The organism is Sporolactobacillus shoreae (assembly GCF_004684935.1).
Classification (GTDB): domain Bacteria; phylum Bacillota; class Bacilli; order Bacillales; family Sporolactobacillaceae; genus Sporolactobacillus; species Sporolactobacillus shoreae.
Genome location: NZ_SRJD01000003.1, coordinates 155,530 through 174,944 on the forward strand (window position 1 = coordinate 155,530; position 19,415 = coordinate 174,944).

The window sequence follows — 19,415 nt, forward strand, 5'->3', positions numbered from 1 at the left end:
GTACCGGGAATTGGTGCATAACAATAAAGGCGTGACGTTAGTGGAATTGCTTGCGGTGCTGGCTCTCGCAACTATTTGTTTCGTCCTGATTTTCAGCATCTGGCTTTCCGGGCAGAAATCGGCAGACCATACGATGACTGAAAATGATCTGCAGAGTGATGCCAATCTTGTTCAGAAGCGATTGACAGATGCGTTCTATGATAAAAATCAGAAGCCGTTTACTTTATCAAACATTAATGGGCAGGTCGCAATTCAGTACGTTGGTTCATCCCAGGAGGAGACCATATCGAGCGATCAGTTTGTTTACTCCGGTACCCCAACTTCTATAGTAGTGAATCAGCAATCAAACATTCTTACGATTGATTATGATATTCAACCGAAAAAAAGTGCAGGAAACAGTGATCTGAGTTTTCAGCTTAAGACGACACTCAATTACCCATGGAACGATGACGGGAGCGGGACAAGCCAATGAACAGAACTGTAAAAATATGTAGAAATGAAAACGGGTCAACCCTCATCGTTGTCTTGCTGGTCATCGCTGTTTTTTCCGTTCTTGGGCTCACTCTCATTGGGGTTTCACTTGCCCATTCGCAGCAAACAAACCAGTCCACGTATCAGGTACAGGCAACTAATGCGGCTGAGATGGGGCTGAAAGCGTATGACCAGAAAATCAGTGAAGTACTCTTGGGCTTGAATAATAATGTCCCTAGTTCATTTAACACTTTTAAAGCTACTTTGGATAGTGATTTGCCAACTTCACTGGACTCAAATCAAGGGGTTAATTCAATGCAGGATAATCCACAATACGAGGTGATAATTGAAAATGAAAGTTTCATAAACAATGAGGTTCAATTTTTGATAAAGAGCACGGGAATGGTTCAAGGTGTACTGAGAACAATCACTCAAAACAAAGTATTCAATTATACTCCGCCGGGATACATGGGATTGTCATTACCTCATATGAGTGGAAGTTTAATTCACGCTGGCGATCTTTGGTGCAGTGGGAGCCAGACTTATATTAACGGTCAATTGTGCACTAATGATACCACACATCAGACAGTTGATCTTACATCAATAAAAGGTCTATTTATTAATATGCCACTGACCTACCCGCAAAATCAGCCAATCAATGGTGCGTCGACCGTGGAAGGAAGTAACGTTGTACAAAGTGAGTTTGATACCCCAGTCAACTTCAATTCTCAGCTCAACCTGAAGTCATCGGAGGATAGTATAGTTTTTAATGATCCGGTTTATGTAGGTGGAAGTATTAATACGGGTGGAACATTTAAATCAGTTGATTTTAACAAAGCAGTCGCAATTAATGGAGATATAAATGCAGGCCAAGCGGCAAATTATCATTTTAAGGATAATGTATATATAAATGGAAATTTAAATATTAGCGATGGGGCGTCAGTAACTTTTGATAGGTCTGTTTATATTATGAACGGAAATTTAAATTTGCATAACACGGGCTCAGTATATTTTGGAGGCAATGTTCACATGCAAACCAGTGGGCAACTCAATGGAACTGGTAGTGCAACATTTGTTGGTAATTTATATATAAATAGTGATTTCAATTCAAGTGGAAACGATTTATTCGAAGGGTACGTTTTCGTTAATGGCTCATTTAACAATAGTGGCCAAGTTACTTTTGACAGAACGGTCTATGTTCAGGGTAATTTTTTTCCTAAGGGAAAAGGTACCATTGCTAATTTTACTCATGGAGTTGTTACGGCAGGTGGCACTGCTTCTCCAAGTACAAACGGAAATGGGAAAATACTTATTGGTCCGATTCAATCAGGAGGAAATGATAGCGGTTCTGATCCAGTCACCGTAACTACGATTAATACAAATTACCAGTGATAATGGAGAGTTTACTAAATCAAAAGCCAGCTCTCATATTATAATTTATGAGAACTGGCTTTTATTGTTCTGAAATATCTTACTTCGCAATCTTCTCCAGATTGCCGTTCTGATCCATTTTGAATGTTGCACCCTGTGCGCTGTCCTGATCCTGAAAGGCGACCATCCGGCGCGCACGGTCCATAATGCCGATTAATGCTTGGTAATCATCTTCAACGGTCTGCTGCCGGTTCTGAAGGCTGCCAACTTCTTTTTCAAGCGTGTCCACTTTCTGAAGAAGACGGCTGTTTTCTGCTTTCAGATGGCTGTTTTCTTTTTCCAGGCGATCTCCTGCTGCGGAATTTCGTTGAAGTGTCTGTAAGTATGAAATGACTTCTGAAAGGCCCATTTTCCCGGAGTCAGTGACGGGACTGACAGGAACATTTTCCGTTTGCTGAGAAACTGTCTCCTCGGTTTCATCCTGCCGGAATTCCGCGGGATCTTCCATATAAGCTGTTTCCATTGAGGGAACTGCGGACGCAGGATGAATAACACGCGTCCGCTGCTCGTCCCGCTTTTTCTGCCTGCGCTGCTTCTTGGCAATACCAATCGCCTGCTCATATTTTCTGCGGACAATGGCGTTCCATCGAAAACCGCAGGCGGCACCGGTGCGGTTCAACCGGTCGCCAACTTCCTCGAACGCGTCCAGCTGTGTGCTTCCCTCACGAATGTGGCGCAGCACTGTTTCGGCCAGAAGCAGATCGTCTTCGTGCGACCAGGCGTCTTGTCTCACTTTTGTCATGGTATTCTCTCCTTCTTGCATTCTTACTTCTTTAAAGGAAACGTGTGAAGCCGGGTTCCGGCTATTCCCTTAAATCATTGAATTTTTTAACTCTATGTAAGAAGGATAGACAACCATAATTTTTTTTATACACAACTTTCTATTTTCAATTTGAGAGAAAAAGATTTTTGCAGAAGAGGAAGGATTACTTCTTATCCTGATCGCGTTGCGCAAAGTAATCCAACCTCTTCTGTACGGTCCGCTCATAGCCGCGCGGGGAAGGATGATAGAATTTTTTGTTCTGAAGATGCTCCGGCAGGTAATCCTGAGGAACATAGCCTCCTTCGAAGTCATGCGGATAGAGGTAACCCTTTCCGTGCCCGAGTTTTTCTGCTCCCTTATAATGCGCGTCGCGGAGATGTATGGGGACCTCTCCCGTTTTTTCATTTTTGACTGCCGACAATGCCTGGTCGATGCCAACGACAGCAGCATTGCTTTTAGGCGCTGTGGCGACATAAAGCGCGGCTTCAGCAAGCGGAATGCGGGCCTCGGGGAGCCCGATGAAAGTGACCGCCGTGACGGCGGCGTTGGCGACCAGGATGGCATTCGGGTCGGCGAGCCCGACATCTTCCGCGGCATGGATGAAAATACGCCGGGCGATAAATTTCGGATCCTCGCCTGCAGCAATCATCTTGGCAAGCCAGTACAGTGTGGCATCGGGATCAGATCCTCTCATGCTTTTGATAAAAGCGGATACCGTGTCATAATGGTTGTCTCCCTTTTTATCATACTGAAGCACTTTTTCCTGAATGGATTCTTCTGCTACGCTCCGGTCAATGTGGATGACTCCATCCCGGTTCGGGTCCGTGGTCAGAACGGCCAGTTCAAGCGCGTGCAGGGCGGTGCGGCTGTCCCCGTTTGCGACACGGACGAGATGGTCGAGCGCGTCATCATCTGCCTGAATCTTATAGTCGCCATATCCGCGCTTTTTATCGGTCAGCGCATTTTCCAGGATCGTTCTGATGTTGTCCTGAGTCAGCGGGATAAATCGGAAAAGGCGCGATCTTGAAAGCAGGGCGGGATTGATTTCGAACATCGGGCTTTCGGTCGTAGCGCCGATCAGAATAATGGTCCCTTTTTCAACGGATGGCAGCAGGGCGTCCTGCTGACTTTTATTGAATCGATGGATTTCATCAATAAAGAGGATTGTTTTCTGTTGATCGAATTTAAGACGGTCTTCTGCCCCGGCAATAACTTTTCTCAGGTCGCCCACGCCCGCCGTTACAGCGTTCAACTGTTCGAAATAGGCGGACGTTGATTTCGCGATGATATGAGCCAATGTGGTTTTCCCGGTTCCGGGAGGGCCGAAGAAAATCATTGGTGTCAGTTTGTCCGCCTGAATGGCGCGCCTGAGCAGCCGGCCTTTGCCGACAATCTGATCCTGGCCGACAAACTCGTCCAGCGTCTGAGGACGCATCCGGTCTGCGAGAGGGCGTCCGCCGATATTGCCTGGATCATCAGAGGGAAAATCAAAGAGATCCATCCCTGTCATCCTTTCGTGAAGTACTGTAAGCAGCTTTGTAAATTTAAAAACGTGCATGCCCAGTATTTTTCGTCTATAATAACTTGTAGTCTGTTCTTATTTTACCATAGATTCTCAGGCGGATTTGATTCCTGATTTGATTAAGGACTAATCTGGTAGGCAGAGAAGGGCCTCGTCGAACGGGAATCCCGACACGGCATAACGTATAAATAATTGTTAAAATATAATAACTGCTTCAGCTGTCATCTGGCAGCACACTAGGAGGTTCACGATGAAAATTTCGACTAAGGGGCGCTACGGCCTGACTATTATGATGGCCCTGGCAAAGAATAAGGGAAGAGGGCCGTTGTCCCTGAAAGCGATAGCGAATGAACATAATCTGTCTGAACATTATCTGGAGCAGCTGATTGCGCCGCTCCGAAACGCGGGACTGGTCAGCAGCATCCGCGGTGCTTATGGAGGTTATGTTCTTTCAAAGACTCCGAGTGAAATTACGGCGGCCGATGTGATTCGTGTGCTGGAGGGTCCGATTCAGCCTGTTGAGGTTATGGAAGATGATGATCCGGCGAAGAGGGAACTGTGGGTAAAAATCAGGGATGCCGTCAAGGATGTACTTCAGGGAACAACACTTGATGATCTGATCCATTATGACTCGGATCCTCAGGTCCAGGATCCGGACATGTTTTACATTTAAGGCTTTGCTGCTCCATTGATAGGAGCGAAAAGCATCAGCATTCACACAGTTATATTTAAAAACGGGTTGTGCTGAAGGTCCGGGATGTATTTATTCCTTCTGCTGCGATCTGATAAATCTTTGAAAGGCATTGCAAAGGAGTGATCTGGCATGGATCCTATTTATCTTGATCATGCTGCGACAACGCCGATTGATCCTAAAGTCCTGGAAGTCATGATTCAGACTTACCAGGAAGTCATCGGCAATCCTTCGAGCATTCATTCGTTCGGCAGGCAGGCGCGCAAAGTCATCGATGATGCGCGCCATAAGATCGCAAAATATATCGGTGCAAGGAGCCGGGACATCGTCTTTACAAGTGGTGGAACGGAAGGCGACAATATGGCGATTATCGGTGCCGCAATGGCGCACCGGAAATCGGGAAAGCATATTATCACAACGAAAATTGAGCATCACGGCGTTTTCAGAACATGCGAATATCTTGAAAAGCAGGGATTCGAAGTTGATTATCTCGACGTTGACCGGACCGGCCGGATTTCGCTTGACGACTTAAAGTCAAAACTCCGCGATGATACGATTCTTGTTTCAATTATGTACGGCAACAATGAAGTCGGGACGATTCAGCCGATCAGGGAGATCGCACATCTTCTTTCCGAACATCAGGCGCTGTTTCATACGGACGCTGTTCAGGCGTTCGGCACAGTGGATATGGATGTAAAAGATACTCCGATTGATCTCTTGTCCATGACCGGACATAAAATCGGCGGTCCAAAGGGCGTTGGATTTCTCTATATCCGGGATGGCGTTACATTGGCGTCGTTCACACATGGCGGCGATCAGGAGAGAAAACGCCGTGCCGGGACACAGAATGTGCCGGCAATCGCGGGGCTTGGCAAAGCGGTTGAACAGGTTGCTGGCCATCTATCCGAAAGGATCAGTGATTGCCTGCTTGCGCGCCGGTCTTTGCTTGGGGCACTGGATTCGTCGGGAATCAACTACCGGATTAACGGGAATCCAGAGCATTTTCTGCCGCAGGTGCTGAATCTATATTTTCCGGGGACGAATGTGGAAACGTTGCTGACCCGACTCGACCTTGAAGGCATAGCCGTATCGAGCGGATCGGCATGCACGGCCGGATCTATCGAGCCTTCCCACGTCCTTACGGCAATGTTTGGCCCGGACGCTGCGGAAACGAGGAGCTCTATTAGAATTAGCTTCGGAAGTGGTAACACACCGGAACGTGTGGCTCAGGCGGGAACAGTTATTGCTCGCTGCGTTCATGATCTTGTTGAATCAGGGAAGGCTGGTGAAACGCTTTGACGAAATCCCCCAGTCATACGAGGGTCGTCGTTGGTATGTCAGGCGGTGTGGATTCTTCAGTCGCCGCGCTTTTGCTGAAACAGAAGGGCTACGATGTAGTCGGGATATTTATGAAAAACTGGGACGATACCGATGAGAACGGTGTATGTACAGCTACCGAGGATTTCGAGGACGTTGTGCGTGTGGCCAATCAGATCGGCATCCCCTACTATGCGGTTAACTTTGAGAAGCAGTACTGGGACCGCGTTTTCAGTTATTTTCTTGAAGAATATAGAGCTGGCCGAACGCCGAATCCGGACGTGGTCTGCAATAAAGAAATCAAATTTAAAGCGTTTCTGGATCACGCCATGTCCTTGGGCGCGGATTATGTGGCGACCGGTCATTATGCGCGCACAGAGCTGAGGGACGGGAAAACGTGGATGATCCGGGCAGATGATCAGAACAAGGATCAAACCTATTTTCTCAACCAACTGTCCCAAGAACAGATATCGAAGGTGATGTTCCCATTAGGTGATTTGGAGAAACCGGAAGTCAGGGAGATTGCCCGAGACCATCATCTGGCGACGGCAAATAAAAAAGACAGTACCGGCATCTGCTTTATTGGCGAACGTAATTTTAAAGAATTCCTCAGCCACTATCTTCCGGCAAACCGCGGTGAAATCCGGACAGTTGACGGTGAGATGAAGGGTTATCATGATGGACTGATGTATTATACAAACGGCCAGCGCCAGGGCCTGGGGATCGGTGGACCGGGCGGACCGTGGTTTGTCTGTGGTAAAGACGTGCAACACAACATTCTGTACGTTGCTCCCGGAAAGGATCATCCAGCTCTGTACTCGCAGGGTTTAATAGCAGAGAATGTGAACTGGATCAGCGGGGAGCCTGAGAAAAAAGTCTTCCATTGTACGGCAAAATTTCGTTATCGCCAGAAGGACCGTCCAGTTACAGTCCATATTTTACCGGGCAATCGTCTGGAAATTGTTTTTGATGAGCTTGAATGGGCGATTACACCCGGCCAGGCAGTTGTTCTTTATGATTTTGATACCTGCCTCGGAGGAGGGACGATCAGTACCGTCCTGAATCAGGGGACGGATGCATCCATTGATTTTGTTGACTCGGCCCCAATCTAAGGACCGGGCCTTTTCATACATATTAAACATTCCGGAGGCGATTTGTGTGGCATTGAAGAGAGGAAGAATTCATGAACTCTTAAAAGGAAGAAAGTTTGAGGAAGTTGCGAAGTTACTGGATCAGGCAATTTCTGAAAAACCTGAAGATCCGGAAGGCTACACAAATTTTGGCAATCTGCTGGTGGCAATGGGTCAGCCTGAAAAGGCGCTCTCTTTTTTTGAAAAGGCAGTCTCACTTGCGCCTAAGAGTGCTGATGCTCTATTCGGATATGGAAATGCTTTGTTTGACACGGGAGACTATCAGCAGGCACTTGCACGATTTGAGCAGGCAACAAAAAAGGGTATGTATGACAACGACTTATGTTACATGATTGGGCGCACCGCTCTGCATCTTGATCAGAACGAACTGGCGATTTCCTCGTTTCGGAGGGCTGTTGACCTAAAGAAATCGGATGACGAAGCCAGATTTCAGTATGGTCTGGCTCTGGCAAAATCGGGGCAGCTTGGAACTGCGAAACAACAGTTTCTCACGCTCATCCGCAGGGATCCAAATCATGCCGATGCGCACTATAATTTGGGTGTGATTTGTGCGTTAACTAACAAACCTGAAGAGTCGGCCGATTATTTTAAAAAAACACTTGCTTTGAATCCAAAACATACGCTTGCAGTGGACGCACTCAGAGAACTTGAAGAAAAAGAATCTTCGGGTAAGGCTGAATAATCCTTTGGGTGGGCAGTAAACGGTTTGACAGGGAAGGACGGCGGGGAAAGTGACAGAACAGGCATCGATGCATCTTTTTTCCGAAGGGCGGCCATCAATAAAGGGCGAACCGGAGCGGATTGTCTTTCAGAACGGTGATAACGGTTATACCGTTCTGATGATTCATATCATTGAAACGGATGAGCCTGTTGACGGAAAAGAGATCACAGTTGTAGGTTATTTTCCTGCTGTTCATCTTCATGAGAATTATCAGTTTTTCGGCAGGCTGAAAAACCACCCGAAATATGGCCAGCAATATGAGGCGGAAAGTTATCACAAATTGCTTCCCCAGTCGCGAACGGGTATGGTCCAGTACTTGTCCGGCGATCTTTTTCCCGGAGTCGGGAAAAAAACTGCGGAAGCTATTGTTGAAAAAATTGGCGATAACGCCATTACTAAGATACTTAATAATCCTTCATGTCTTGAAACGGTCCCGAAATTGGACAAAGAGAAATCTGCATTTATCGCTGAAACGTTGCTTAAAAATGAGGGCCTTGAAAAAATACTGATCGGTTTGTCTGATTTTGGATTCGGCTCTCAGCTGGCGATGAAAATTTATCAGGCGTATGGTGACGAAACACTCGAGACAATCAGAGACAATCCTTACCAGTTAATCGAGGATATTGAAGGGATCGGGTTCCAGCGCGCAGATGAACTTGCTTCAACACTAGGCATTACCGGCAACAATCCGGCACGAATTCAGGCTGCTTTTCTTTACTGGCTTAATGAATGTGCGATGAACGACGGACATGTTTTTATGCCTTATGAAGAAACGATTCAGGCCGCCGGTAAACTCTTGTCGGTACCCGGAGCAACAGTCAGCGAAGGAGACATTGTCCGTGAACTGGACGCGCTTGAAGAAGACGGTAAGCTGGTCCTGGAAGGCGAGGATGTCTATCTCCCAGAGCTTTATTACGCGGAAAAAGGAATTGTGACGGGCATTCAGAAATTGACAGAGCAAACGGAATCTTCAGACGAATTTTCTGAAACCGAGTTTCTTGAAGCATTGGGTAAAGTTGAAGAAAAGTTATCCATGCAATACGCGGAAAGCCAGCAGAAAGCCATCCGTCAGGCGATTCAGTCGCCCCTGATGATTCTTACAGGGGGGCCGGGGACAGGGAAAACGACGGTTATCCGCGGAATCGTCGAAGTCTTTGCTGAGCTCAATAGCCTGTCTCTCGAACCGAAGGATTATGACAGCGAACATCCTTATCCCGTACTGCTCGTTGCTCCTACAGGACGGGCGGCGAAACGGATGAAAGAGTCGACAGGCATCCCGGCGGTGACCATTCATCGCTTGCTTGGCTGGACAGGCGGAGCCGGTTACACGCACGACGAAGATGACCCCGTCGAGGGGCAGCTGCTTGTCGTCGATGAAATGTCAATGGTCGATATCTGGCTGGCCAATCAGCTTCTGAAGTCGCTCCCGGAGGGTATGAAAGTTGTCATTGTCGGTGATGAGGATCAGCTTCCATCCGTGGGTCCGGGCCAGGTACTCAGCGATTTGATTCAGTCACAGGCAGTACCGGTTGTGCGTCTGACCGATATTTTTCGACAGGCAAAGGGTTCGTCCATCATTGAACTCGCCCATCAGATTAAAGAAGGCTCCGTTCAGGATGTATCTTTGCCCCGAGATGACCGCCGTTTTTTTCCCTGCAATCAGGGTCAGGTTGTCGAAGCAATCTGTCAAATTGCTTCAGGTGCGGAAAAGAAGGGGTATCAGCCTAAAGATATCCAGGTCCTCGCCCCAATTTATCGGGGCAATGCTGGTATTGAAAAAATTAATGAAGCGCTGCAGGAACTGTTCAATCCGGGATCGGATCAGAAGCGTTCTCTGGTCTTTGGCGACCATATTTTTCGGGTACGCGACAAGGTGCTTCAGCTCGTCAACAATCCGGACGACCAGGTTTACAACGGAGATATCGGAGAGATTGTGGCGATCATGAAGGCGAAGGAGACAACGGATAAGGAAGACACTGTCATTGTTTCTTTTGACGGGATTGAAGTCAAATATTTGAAACATGATCTGAATCAGCTGACCCTGGCCTATTGCTGCTCGATCCATAAAGCGCAGGGCAGTGAATTCCCCATTGTCATCCTCCCGATTGTTAGAGGCTATCATCGGATGCTTAAGCGAAATCTGATTTATACAGCCGTGACCCGAAGCAAGGAATACCTGATGATGTGCGGTGACGTGGAAGCCTTTAATCAGGCGATCAGTCGCAATGATGTAGATCTTCGCCATTCTAATCTCACGAAAAAGCTGCGCGAACGGCTTCATGTAAACCTTGAAAAGGATGAAGACAAAACTATAAAAGAAAACTTATAGAATCGTTTTTATAGAAGACCCTCGGTTTCTTTTCCGGGGGTTATTTGTATGGAAAAGATTTTCACGTAAAATACCATTCACCTGTTAATCATCCTGCATTGCCTGCCGAATATCTGCTCTTTTATAAAGGCTTTGTTTAAATTCAATGTTGTTTTTGCCCCTCCGCTGTTTGGAGCGGAAGGCGCGAGACTCCTGCAGGATCAGCGAGCGTACGGAGCGAAAGGCAACAGATAAGTTTAACAAAGCCTTTATAAAAAATAATGAAGAGGGTATATTCCACCTCTTTTTTGGACATGGATGCGAGTAATCAATACAGAAGTTTGACCGAAAGGGATTTCTTCTGACTATGAGGTGAAAGCAAATGAAATGTCCGAATTGTTCCAGTTCAAATATTGGCAAGCTGAGTGCCAATCAATTTTACTGCTGGAATTGTTTTATCGAACTGACACTGGAAAATGGAAGGCTGTTGCTTAATCAAGTTGAAGAAGATGGTACTCTGACAACACTTGACGATCTTTTCAGTGAATCAGAACGACAAGCCAAAGCAAATGGCTTTTAATGAACAGCAGTTTTTTCAGGAAGCTGGTGAAGATTTTTCAACGGAGTGGGCAGACTGAAGCATGGAGGGATGACCATGCGGAAGTGGCCCGCTTTGCAATGGATGAAAGTCCTAACAATTATCTTACTTCTTTTTCTGAATGGTTATTTATTTTATCGACTAATCCCGATGCTAAGCTCTGTCTTTCAGTTCATTCTGCGGGTCGCTTTCCCATTCGCGGCAGCAGGTATTATTGCTTATTTGCTTCACCCGCTCGTGAATCGGATCAGCAGGATGGGCATACCCCGTACGATTGCTATTCTCGGTATCTACGCCGTTTTTTTCGGGGTGGCAGGATTAGTCCTGTTTAAAGGCGGCCCGGTGTTTATACATGAGGTTCGGGGCCTGAACCAGGAATTTTCAAAATATGAAGCCATTTATCAATCCAATGTGGATCATGTATATGGGTCAACCCCTGAGGCCGTGCATGATCAGGTAAACAAAGGTCTGGCAAGAATTCGGCAAGGATTCGGAACTATGGGTGACAGAATCATGGACTGGTGTTCGGGCCTGATCCAGTCGCTCTTCACATTATTTATTATCCCCTTTCTTGCTTTCTACTTTCTGAAGGACGCAGAGAGGATAAAACAGGGAATGCTGCATTTGATTCCCCGGAGATGGCGCAGCCAAACGACTGGGGTTCTCTCCGAAATGGATCACTCGATTGGTGATTATATACGCGGACAATTGACTGTCTGCGCGATTCTCGCTGTGATGGCATCTCTTGGCCTGTGGATTCTGAAGGTACCGTATCCGATTGTTTTCGGTATTTTTATTGGGGCCACCGACCTTATTCCCTATTTCGGGCCGTTGATCGGAGCTGCTCCCGCAGTGTTGATGGCAGCCACACAGTCGATGTACTCGGTGATTGGTGTGATTTTGCTGATCCTATTGATCCAGTTTCTTGAGGGGAACGTCGTTGAACCGTTTGTTGTCGGAAAAAGTGTGAACATCCATCCCCTTTATATCATGCTCTCGCTCGGAATCGGAGGGGAGCTTGCGGGTATTGTCGGAATGCTGCTCGCTATTCCCTGTTTTATTGTCATCCGGACAACCTTCCGCCATCTCAGGGGGAGGTTATGGAGAATTGACAAATAAGGGAAATTTCATCTATAATAGCGGCAGATTAACGTAAGCGAGACGAAGAGAATAGCGGCATAACCGTTCGAACAGATAAATGCAGTGATTGAAGGCTCTTTTTCATTATAGAAGGGGATATTCTTTCCTGACCTGCTGAATGGGCTTTCCTGTCCGGGGTTTCAGATGTCTTTCTTTTCATTGCGGCATGAAAGTTTTTGTTCAGCGGGAAGCTTTCGTCCTCTCATGATGATAGGATGGAAGCTTTTTTCATTCTGCGCCTTTGGATTTTTCTCTTTATAATTTGAGTGGGGGTTCTAACGATGAAACAACTCAGTTCGTCTGAGGTCAGGCAAATGTTTTTGGATTTCTTCAAGGGGAAAGGACATACGGTTGAGCCGAGTGCTTCCCTGATCCCGGTTGATGATCCTTCACTTCTGTGGATTAATAGCGGTGTTGCAACGCTGAAAAAGTATTTCGACGGACGGATCGTTCCTAGGAATCCGCGTATTTGCAATGCGCAAAAGGCGATCCGCACCAATGATATTGAAAATGTCGGGTATACAGCCCGCCACCATACATTTTTTGAAATGCTCGGCAATTTTTCGGTCGGCGATTATTTCAAAGAAGAAGCCATTGCCTGGGCATGGGAATTTCTGACGAGCCCGGACTGGATTGCTTTTGATCCGGACAAGCTCTCAGTAACGATTTATCCGGAAGATGAAGAAGCTTATAAGTTATGGCATGAAAAAATTGGAATTCCGGATGGACGTATCATAAAACTCGAACATAATTTCTGGGATATCGGCGAAGGCCCGAGCGGACCGAATACCGAAATTTTTTATGACCGCGGGGAAGCATTCGGCAATGATCCAAGTGATCCTGAACTCTATCCTGGTGGTGAAAATGAACGCTATCTGGAAGTGTGGAATCTTGTCTTCTCCCAGTTTAATCATAATCCGGATGGGACGCATACACCGCTTCCAAAAAAGAACATTGATACCGGCATGGGGCTGGAGCGTATGGTCAGCGTCATTCAGAACGGAGAAACCAACTTCGATACCGACCTTTTCTTGCCGATCATTCATAAAATCGAAACAATTTCCGGAGCAATCTATAAAAAGGGTGAGAAAAACACAGCGTTCAAAGTCATCGCTGACCACGCCAGAGCTGTTTCATTTGCCATTGCTGACGGTGCCCTTCCATCTAATGAAGGTCGGGGCTATGTGCTTCGCCGATTAATCCGCCGCGCCGTACGCTATGCGATGGACATAGGGATCAACAAGCCATTTCTATATGAACTAGTTCCTGTTGTGGCCGATATCATGAAAGATTATTACAAAGAAGTACAGGATAAAGCGCCATTTGTGCAGAAAATAATCCGCGGTGAAGAGGAACGATTCCAGGAGACCATCCATGAAGGAATGTCCATACTGAAGGAAAAAATTTCTGATGCGAAAAAACAGGGTAATACTGAAATAGACGGCAGCGATGTATTCAAACTGTACGATACATTTGGCTTTCCTGTTGAGCTGACCGAAGAATATGCGAAGCAGGAAGGGCTGGCGATCGATCAAAAGGGATTTGAGCATGAGCTTGAACAGCAGCGCAATCGTGCAAGATCCGCCCGTCGCAATCAGAAATCGATGCAGGTTCAGAGTGATACACTCCGCAACATTACGGAAAAGAGCGAATTTGTGGGCTACAGCAGATTTACTGTCGATGATGCCCACATTATTGCGATTGTCAAAGATAATGAAGCAGTTGATTCTGCGTCAGAAGGCGACAAGGTTCAGCTGATACTGGACCGCACTCCTTTTTATGCGGAGATGGGCGGACAGATTGCCGACAAAGGAGTACTTTCGAATGAGAACGTCAAACTGCTGGTTACCGATGTCCAGAAGGCTCCAAACGGCCAGAATCTGCACACCAGTGTTGTTGAGAGTGGGCAGGTAACAGTCGGAAGCGCGGTAAGGGCAGAAATTGATCGGGAGGCCCGCCTTTCCATCGAGAAAAATCATACCGGCACGCATCTTCTTGACCAGGCTCTGAAGGATACGCTGGGCAGCCACGTCAATCAGGCAGGATCTTATGTGTCTCCTGACCGCCTACGTTTTGACTTTTCTCATTACGGCCAGGTTACCGATGATGAACTGCGACAGATTGAGCAGATTATCAATGAGAAGATCTGGGAACAACTGCCGGTCACGACGACTGAGATGCCAATCGACGACGCAAAAAAATTGGGGGCAGTGGCACTATTCGGTGAGAAATATGGAAAAATTGTCCGCGTCGTCAATGCCGGCGACTACAGCCTCGAACTTTGCGGTGGCTGTCATGTGAAGAATACGGCTGAAATCGGCCTTTTCACGATCGTCTCCGAAAGCGGAATTGGTGCGGGTACGCGGCGAATCGAGGCCCTTACCGGGAAGAAAGCGTACGAAAAGATGTATCAGGATAAGCTGGAGCTTAAAACGATTGCCGGTAAAGTGAAAGCGGCTCCCGAACTCCTCCCGGATCGGATTGATGTTCTTCTGCAGCAGATACGCGGCCTTGAAAAGGAAAATGAGGCTTTGATGGCCAAGCTTGGGAATGCGAAAGCGAATGAGCTGGAGCAGGCTGTCAAAAAAGTAGGTGAAGTATCATACGTTGCAGCCAAGGTGGATAATGTGGACATGAACCGGCTGCGCACAATGGCTGACGGGCTGAAAGACCACTTCCATTCACTTATTGTCGTTCTTGCCTCTGTCGAAGATGGCAAAGTTCATCTTGTATCCGGTGTGACAAAGGATCTCGTTGAAAAAGGGTATCATGCGGGAAAAATAATCAAAGAAATCGCCGCCATCTGCGGAGGCGGAGGTGGTGGCCGTCCGGATATGGCTCAGGCCGGAGGTCGTCAGCCGGAAAAAGTGGCTGACGCGCTGAAGGCAGTTTCCGACATGATTGAAAAAACCGCGGTACGCTGAAACAGTGTAGATACGGAGTACGTTTTTTCTCGTGACCTGAAAGGAATGACGTCATTAAGGGAATGTAGCCTTTACAGGGGATGATGATATGGATAAAACAATGATGTTTAACTTCGGCGAACAGGACAGGCACAATGTGCATGAAGTTCTGTTCCAGGTGTATGACGCTCTGGAAGAAAAGGGTTATAACCCGATTAATCAGATCGTCGGATATCTGATCTCCGGCGATCCCGCTTATATTCCCAGACATAAAGATGCGAGAAAACTGATCCGGAGAATCGAGCGCGATGAGATCATCGAAGAACTGGTCACTTATTATCTTAAGAAAAAGTGGGATAGAGAATGAGAATTATGGGTCTGGACTTCGGCTCGGTGACAGTCGGTGTAGCGGTTAGCGACCCGCTGGAACTGACGGCACAGGGGATCGAAACCATTCGCTATGCAGAGCACAAGAAAAACCTGCTTTTCGAACGGTTGAAGACTTTAATCGAACACTATGAAGTACAGTCGCTGGTTGTCGGACTTCCAATGGATCTGATCGGCACGGAAACCGCACGTGCGGAGGCGTCACGAGGCTTCGCAAAGAGTATGCGGAAAAAATTCCATCTGCCTGTTGAGATGTGGGATGAACGCCTCACTACCGCGGCGGCGGAGCGAATCCTGATTGATGCCGATCTGAGCCGGAAAAAACGTAAAAAGGTCATTGACATGGAAGCTGCGGTATTGATTCTGCAGAGTTATCTTGATAAAAAAGGAATGGAGAAAAAAAGAGATGAGCGAACATAATCATTATCCATTGATTCAACCGAGCGGTGAAGAAGAAGATCGGATTGTAATCCCTGATGAAAATGGGGATGAAAGCCTTTTTGATGTCCTGTTTTACTTTGATGTTCCCGAAACGGACAAATCCTACGTCGTAGTAACACCGGTCGAGGAACAGCACGATGAATCGGAAGATGAAGAGGACCAGGAAGTTTTTGCTTTCCGTTATGAAGGGGAAGACGATGCATTTAAGTTGTTCCCGATTGAAACCGATGAAGAATGGGATATTGTTGAAGAAATGATCAATACGTTCAGCGAAGAAGAATAAGAGAAGGCCCCTGCTGCAAGGGGGCTTTTTCGTATCTTTGGTCCGTGACAAGGAAGAAACGCCATTTCGACCCTTTGAAGAAACCGAATTTTGTCGAAATCTGAGCGCTTTTTTTTAAGTGTAGTGTATAATGGGTGAGGTACTCTTGGAAGGGAGCGGCTCATTTGAAGTTGCCAAAACTGCGATGGCAGATTGTCATCATCATAGTAAGCAGCGTTATTGTTTTATCAGCTGTTTCTGCATGGGGTTTTTCAACCTATTATTCAGGACTGCTGACTCCTGTTGACAGTAAGAATAACCAGAAAGTCACAGTGACCATTCCTGCCGGATCATCCTTGCAGGATGTCGGACAACTGCTTGAGAAAAAAGGACTGATCCGTAAGGCTTGGGCATTTGAATTTTACGCGAAATGGAATCATCTGGACAACTACCGCGCCGGTACCTATTCATTCACGCGGAAAATGTCTGTAGACAAAATGATGGCGCTTCTTAAGAATGGGCAGCGCCAGCAGATCATCCTTCTGGTCGATGTCCGCCAGGATATGTGGGTCAGTGAGATTGCGGGGGAAATGGCAAAGGTTTCAGGTCTTGATAAGAAAGAAATCCTGAGCAAGTTAAGCGACAGGGAATACGTCAGGACTCATTATATGAATCGCTACCCTTTCCTTACGAATGTAATTCTTGCTAAGGGCATTGATTATCCGCTGGAAGGATACCTCGCGCCTGGAGTTTATCGATTTATAAAGGGCAAAAAGCCGCTGACACTGGATCAGATGGTTGACCCGATGCTTACGAAAACCGGGCAGACGCTTGAACATTACTCTTCTGAAATAAAGCAAAACCAGCTGGGCTCGGTTCACAAGGTACTGACCCTAGCCTCACTGATCGAACAGGAGGCACCGGATGCCGCGGACCGTGAAAAAATAGCGGGCGTCTTTTTTAATCGCCTGAATCTGAATATGAAGCTGCAGACAGATCCATCTGTTGCCTATGGGCTGCAGCGCAGAATCAGGGACTACACGCAGAAGGATCTTACCACAGATACACCGTTCAATACGTATACACGGACAGGGTTGACTGTCGGCCCGATCGGAAGCCCCGCACCGGATGCCATAGAGGCGGTACTGAATCCCGTTCGTTCGAAAAATCTATTCTTCTATGCTCGGCCGAACGGAAAAATATATTATTCACAGACTTATGCGGAGCATCAGGCGATTATCGCAAAATATAGCCATGAATGGGCGAATAAGAACTGAGTAGGGACGGACAGGGTGAAAGGAAGAGAAAGTGATTGACAGATTTTGAAAAATTATCAGGGTATGCGGCAGCATTTACCACCCCTGAAAATGACCTTCTACGTGAAATGGAAGCGAAAGCCCACGAGATTTACATTCCGATTATGCACCCGCCCGCTATCGCTTTACTTCAGCAACTGATCCAGTGGACAAAGGCTCGGCGGATTCTGGAGCTTGGAACGGCCATCGGCTATTCCGCCATCAGGATGCGTCTCGCGGCAGGTGCTGGGGCAAAAATATTTTCAGTAGAACGGGATCCTGAAATGATCTCTGAAGCGAGAAAAAACATCTGCAAGATGGGTTTTGATCCGTCCATTCAGATTATTGAAGGAGACGCAACAGAAGATCTTCAGGATGTGAGAGAGGCCGCGCCATTTGATCTGATTCTCGTGGACGCGGCTAAGGCCCAGTATGAGCATTTGTTTCTTGAATACTCTTGTTATCTGAAAACTGGGGGAATAATGGTTACTGACAATGTTTTTTTTCACGGACTTGTCTGTGATATTGAAGGTGTAAAAAAGAAACAACTGCGCAGGTTGGTCGAAAAGGTGGATGATTTCAATCGTTTCCTTTCAAAGAGGACTGATTTTGAAACGGTCTTTCTGACAGTTGGGGATGGCCTCGCAATCAGCACCAAAAAAAGAGATTCCGAATCGATGGAGGGGAGCGCTCAATGAAACAAAAAAAGCCTATTGTGATCGGCGTCGCCGGCGGATCAGGATCGGGTAAAACAACGGTTACCAGGGAGATCTACAGGAGTTTCCCCGACAAATCCATTGCGGTGATCCAGCAGGATGCCTATTATAAAGCGCAGGACGACAAGCCCTTCGAAGAAAGGCTGCTGACTAATTATGATCATCCGCTCGCCTTTGACACCGATCTGCTGATTTCGCAGATTAATGAACTGCTGCAGTTTCACTCGATAAAAAAACCGGTGTATGACTATACAGTACATACAAGATCTGATAAAATTGTACCCGTCGAGCCAAAAGACGTAATTATCCTTGAGGGAATACTGATCCTTGAAGATGAGCGTCTCCGGGACCTGATGGATATTAAAGTGTTTGTCGATACGGATTCAGATCTGCGGATCATCAGGCGCCTCCTGAGAGACACCCAGGAACGTGGAAGAAGCGTTGAGTCTGTCATCAATCAATATTTAACGGCAGTTCGTCCGATGCATCTCCAATTCGTTGAACCGACAAAACGTTATGCGGATCTCATCATTCCGGAAGGCGGAAAAAATACAGTGGCCATTGATTTGATGGCAACAAAAATTCGAGCGGTCCTGAACAGTAAGGATGCTTAGAACTGAACTAAGGGAAATTTTCCGGAATAATTGCCGGTAATATGATTTATCGATCATTTTAGTTGGGAGCGTGAATTTATATGGCAGAAAAGCTTCATTACATGACAGCTGAAGGCAAGGCGAAACTTGAACAGGAACTGAGTTATCTCAAGACCGAGAAGCGCAAGGAAGTTGTAGAAAGAATTAAAATTGCCCGTGGGTTCGGTGACTTGTCCGAAAACTCCGAGTATGATGCTGCGAAAGATGAGCAGGCTTTTGTTGAAGCACGGATACAGCAACTTGAATTGATGATCCGAAACTCAGTAATTATCGAAGACGATGAGACGACTGATGTTGTTAAAATCGGCAAGTCTGTGACCTTCAAAGAGCTCCCGGATGGTGAAGAAGAAACGTATCAGATCGTCGGCAGCGCTGAATCGGATCCTTTCGCAGGAAAAATTTCAAACGATTCTCCTATGGCCAAAGGTCTGATCGGATTATCGGTTGGAGAAGAAGTCAGTGTCAGTACACCAGGCGGAGATATCCGGGTCAAGATTCTGAAGGTTGAATAATACCAGGCAGACATCAGCCGGGATTCATAAAATGAGCGCAAACCCTCCGCTTTTATGCCGGACAGCTTGCGCTCTCTTTAATGGAGGAAATATTTCACCGGTTCCCGAATAGTTATTAGAGCCTGGCATAATT

The 19,415-nt window shown here is 46.8% G+C and carries 19 protein-coding genes; 17 read left to right on the forward strand and 2 right to left on the reverse strand.

Annotated elements, in window-relative coordinates; all coding sequences use genetic code 11:
• Window positions 1-13: 13 nt before the first annotated feature.
• Both E4665_RS04155 and E4665_RS04160 read left to right on the forward strand, forming a co-directional pair.
• On the forward strand, window positions 14-472 hold the full coding sequence (locus E4665_RS04155; RefSeq protein WP_241654676.1) for a prepilin-type N-terminal cleavage/methylation domain-containing protein: 459 nt from the start codon (window positions 14-16) through the stop codon (window positions 470-472).
• A complete protein-coding gene (locus tag E4665_RS04160) occupies window positions 469-1,863 on the forward strand; it encodes a type II secretion system protein (RefSeq protein ID WP_135347549.1) in 1,395 nt (464 codons plus the stop codon). The genes E4665_RS04155 and E4665_RS04160 overlap by 4 nt, the downstream gene beginning before the upstream one ends.
• 79 nt (window positions 1,864-1,942) lie before the next feature.
• Here E4665_RS04160 and E4665_RS04165 read toward each other — a convergent pair whose 3' ends face one another.
• Window positions 1,943-2,644 (reverse strand): RsfA family transcriptional regulator, encoded by a 702-nt coding sequence (locus E4665_RS04165; RefSeq protein WP_135347550.1) that lies wholly within the window; start codon window positions 2,642-2,644, stop codon window positions 1,943-1,945.
• Between the two features lie 184 nt (window positions 2,645-2,828).
• The gene (locus E4665_RS04170) at window positions 2,829-4,166 is read right to left on the reverse strand and encodes an AAA family ATPase (RefSeq protein WP_135347551.1); all 1,338 of its coding nucleotides are present in this window, start codon (window positions 4,164-4,166) and stop codon (window positions 2,829-2,831) included.
• 271 nt (window positions 4,167-4,437) lie between these two features.
• On the opposite strand from E4665_RS04170, the gene cymR reads away from it, so the two are divergent.
• The 15 genes from cymR (at window position 4,438) to greA (ending at window position 19,282) form a co-directional block, all read left to right on the forward strand.
• Window positions 4,438-4,860: a cysteine metabolism transcriptional regulator CymR gene (cymR, locus tag E4665_RS04175; protein ID WP_135347552.1), complete on the forward strand. Its 423-nt coding sequence runs from the start codon at window positions 4,438-4,440 to the stop codon at window positions 4,858-4,860.
• Between the two features lie 150 nt (window positions 4,861-5,010).
• Window positions 5,011-6,177, forward strand: coding sequence for a cysteine desulfurase family protein (locus E4665_RS04180; protein ID WP_135347553.1), 1,167 nt, complete (start codon window positions 5,011-5,013; stop codon window positions 6,175-6,177).
• Complete coding sequence (gene mnmA, locus E4665_RS04185; protein WP_135347554.1) at window positions 6,174-7,307, forward strand: tRNA 2-thiouridine(34) synthase MnmA; 1,134 nt, start codon at window positions 6,174-6,176, stop codon at window positions 7,305-7,307. The genes E4665_RS04180 and mnmA overlap by 4 nt, the downstream gene beginning before the upstream one ends.
• Before the next feature lie 46 nt (window positions 7,308-7,353).
• Window positions 7,354-8,028, forward strand: a complete 675-nt coding sequence (locus E4665_RS04190) for a tetratricopeptide repeat protein (RefSeq protein WP_241654660.1) — start codon at window positions 7,354-7,356, stop codon at window positions 8,026-8,028.
• 49 nt (window positions 8,029-8,077) lie between these two features.
• Window positions 8,078-10,396, forward strand: coding sequence for an SF1B family DNA helicase RecD2 (gene recD2 / locus E4665_RS04195; RefSeq protein WP_135347556.1), 2,319 nt, complete (start codon window positions 8,078-8,080; stop codon window positions 10,394-10,396).
• Window positions 10,397-10,757: 361 nt separating this feature from the next.
• Window positions 10,758-10,955, forward strand: coding sequence for a hypothetical protein (locus tag E4665_RS04200; protein ID WP_135347557.1), 198 nt, complete (start codon window positions 10,758-10,760; stop codon window positions 10,953-10,955).
• A gap of 75 nt (window positions 10,956-11,030) precedes the next feature.
• Complete coding sequence (locus tag E4665_RS04205) at window positions 11,031-12,092, forward strand: AI-2E family transporter (protein ID WP_135347558.1); 1,062 nt, start codon at window positions 11,031-11,033, stop codon at window positions 12,090-12,092.
• A gap of 302 nt (window positions 12,093-12,394) precedes the next feature.
• The gene (gene alaS, locus E4665_RS04210) at window positions 12,395-15,037 is read left to right on the forward strand and encodes an alanine--tRNA ligase (protein ID WP_135347559.1); all 2,643 of its coding nucleotides are present in this window, start codon (window positions 12,395-12,397) and stop codon (window positions 15,035-15,037) included.
• Between the two features lie 88 nt (window positions 15,038-15,125).
• Complete coding sequence (locus tag E4665_RS04215) at window positions 15,126-15,383, forward strand: IreB family regulatory phosphoprotein (protein WP_135347560.1); 258 nt, start codon at window positions 15,126-15,128, stop codon at window positions 15,381-15,383.
• Entirely contained in the window at window positions 15,380-15,823 is a 444-nt protein-coding gene (gene ruvX / locus E4665_RS04220; RefSeq protein ID WP_135347561.1) for a Holliday junction resolvase RuvX, read from the forward strand. Before E4665_RS04215 ends, ruvX begins: the two co-directional genes overlap by 4 nt.
• On the forward strand, window positions 15,810-16,127 hold the full coding sequence (locus tag E4665_RS04225) for a DUF1292 domain-containing protein (RefSeq protein ID WP_135347562.1): 318 nt from the start codon (window positions 15,810-15,812) through the stop codon (window positions 16,125-16,127). Before ruvX ends, E4665_RS04225 begins: the two co-directional genes overlap by 14 nt.
• 164 nt (window positions 16,128-16,291) lie before the next feature.
• A complete protein-coding gene (gene mltG, locus E4665_RS04230) occupies window positions 16,292-17,383 on the forward strand; it encodes an endolytic transglycosylase MltG (RefSeq protein ID WP_167815108.1) in 1,092 nt (363 codons plus the stop codon).
• 35 nt (window positions 17,384-17,418) lie between these two features.
• The gene (locus E4665_RS04235) at window positions 17,419-18,099 is read left to right on the forward strand and encodes an O-methyltransferase (RefSeq protein ID WP_241654661.1); all 681 of its coding nucleotides are present in this window, start codon (window positions 17,419-17,421) and stop codon (window positions 18,097-18,099) included.
• Window positions 18,096-18,731, forward strand: coding sequence for a uridine kinase (udk, locus tag E4665_RS04240; RefSeq protein ID WP_135347564.1), 636 nt, complete (start codon window positions 18,096-18,098; stop codon window positions 18,729-18,731). Before E4665_RS04235 ends, udk begins: the two co-directional genes overlap by 4 nt.
• An 80-nt stretch (window positions 18,732-18,811) precedes the next feature.
• Window positions 18,812-19,282 (forward strand): transcription elongation factor GreA, encoded by a 471-nt coding sequence (greA, locus tag E4665_RS04245; RefSeq protein WP_135347565.1) that lies wholly within the window; start codon window positions 18,812-18,814, stop codon window positions 19,280-19,282.
• Window positions 19,283-19,415: the final 133 nt, after the last annotated feature.

What these genes read in the sequence shown, in the direction of transcription:
- ruvX (WP_135347561.1), top strand. Translation starts at nt 15,380, where the DNA reads ATGAGAATTATGGGTCTGGACTTCGGCTCGGTGACAGTCGGTGTAGCG.
- E4665_RS04200 (WP_135347557.1), top strand. Translation starts at nt 10,758, where the DNA reads ATGAAATGTCCGAATTGTTCCAGTTCAAATATTGGCAAGCTGAGTGCC.
- E4665_RS04180 (WP_135347553.1), top strand. Translation starts at nt 5,011, where the DNA reads ATGGATCCTATTTATCTTGATCATGCTGCGACAACGCCGATTGATCCT.
- udk (WP_135347564.1), top strand. Translation starts at nt 18,096, where the DNA reads ATGAAACAAAAAAAGCCTATTGTGATCGGCGTCGCCGGCGGATCAGGA.
- E4665_RS04205 (WP_135347558.1), top strand. Translation starts at nt 11,031, where the DNA reads ATGCGGAAGTGGCCCGCTTTGCAATGGATGAAAGTCCTAACAATTATC.
- E4665_RS04165 (WP_135347550.1), bottom strand. Translation starts at nt 2,644, where the DNA reads ATGACAAAAGTGAGACAAGACGCCTGGTCGCACGAAGACGATCTGCTT.
- E4665_RS04215 (WP_135347560.1), top strand. Translation starts at nt 15,126, where the DNA reads ATGGATAAAACAATGATGTTTAACTTCGGCGAACAGGACAGGCACAAT.
- alaS (WP_135347559.1), top strand. Translation starts at nt 12,395, where the DNA reads ATGAAACAACTCAGTTCGTCTGAGGTCAGGCAAATGTTTTTGGATTTC.
- greA (WP_135347565.1), top strand. Translation starts at nt 18,812, where the DNA reads ATGGCAGAAAAGCTTCATTACATGACAGCTGAAGGCAAGGCGAAACTT.
- E4665_RS04160 (WP_135347549.1), top strand. Translation starts at nt 469, where the DNA reads ATGAACAGAACTGTAAAAATATGTAGAAATGAAAACGGGTCAACCCTC.
- E4665_RS04225 (WP_135347562.1), top strand. Translation starts at nt 15,810, where the DNA reads ATGAGCGAACATAATCATTATCCATTGATTCAACCGAGCGGTGAAGAA.
- cymR (WP_135347552.1), top strand. Translation starts at nt 4,438, where the DNA reads ATGAAAATTTCGACTAAGGGGCGCTACGGCCTGACTATTATGATGGCC.
- E4665_RS04170 (WP_135347551.1), bottom strand. Translation starts at nt 4,166, where the DNA reads ATGGATCTCTTTGATTTTCCCTCTGATGATCCAGGCAATATCGGCGGA.